General features: G+C 67.3%; 2 pseudogenes. Both read left to right on the top strand.

The window, feature by feature from the left end:
- Positions 1 to 202 (top strand): annotated as a pseudogene (locus tag DVK00_RS20825) (ABC transporter ATP-binding protein); the annotation flags it as partial.
- Between the two features lie 2 nt (positions 203 to 204).
- A pseudogene (locus tag DVK00_RS20820) lies at positions 205 to 492 on the top strand (thioredoxin); the annotation flags it as partial.

Here is a 492-nt window from a genome sequence, read left to right as displayed (position 1 = left end):
GATTATCGAGGACGTTGAGGACGCGGTCGAGCGCATCAGCGACGCGGGCACGACCATCCTGCTCGTCGAGCAGAACGCCGCGGCGGCCATCAAACTCGCGGACCGCGCGTACGTCATCGACCAAGGGGGCATCGTCTTCGACGGGACCGCCGAGGAACTCCGCGACGACGACGAGACTCGCGAGCGGTATCTGGGGGTTTGAGGATGGCTGCGACCGACATCGACGCCGACCCCGAGACCGCGCTCGAAACGCTCATCGCCGCCGGCGCGGTCGACGAAGCGCCCGACGGGACGCTCTCGACGACGGCGGAGTTCGAGAAGACGCTCGCCGTCTACCACGACATCTACGGCGCGGTTTCGACCGAGGAGTTCCACCAGACGGTCTCGGACCTCTTCGGCGTCGCGCCCGAGAACGTCGAGGAGCGACTCGACGAGTTCGGCGTCACCAGAGCCGACGTGGTCGCCTACCTCGCGGCGAAGTCGTTCCTCGAC

Origin of the sequence: Haloarcula sp. Atlit-47R (assembly GCF_003665985.1) — an archaeon.
Classification (GTDB): domain Archaea; phylum Halobacteriota; class Halobacteria; order Halobacteriales; family Haloarculaceae; genus Haloarcula; species Haloarcula taiwanensis.
The sequence above is the reverse complement of the archived record's forward strand: the minus strand, read 5'-3'. Positions and strand labels throughout refer to the sequence as shown.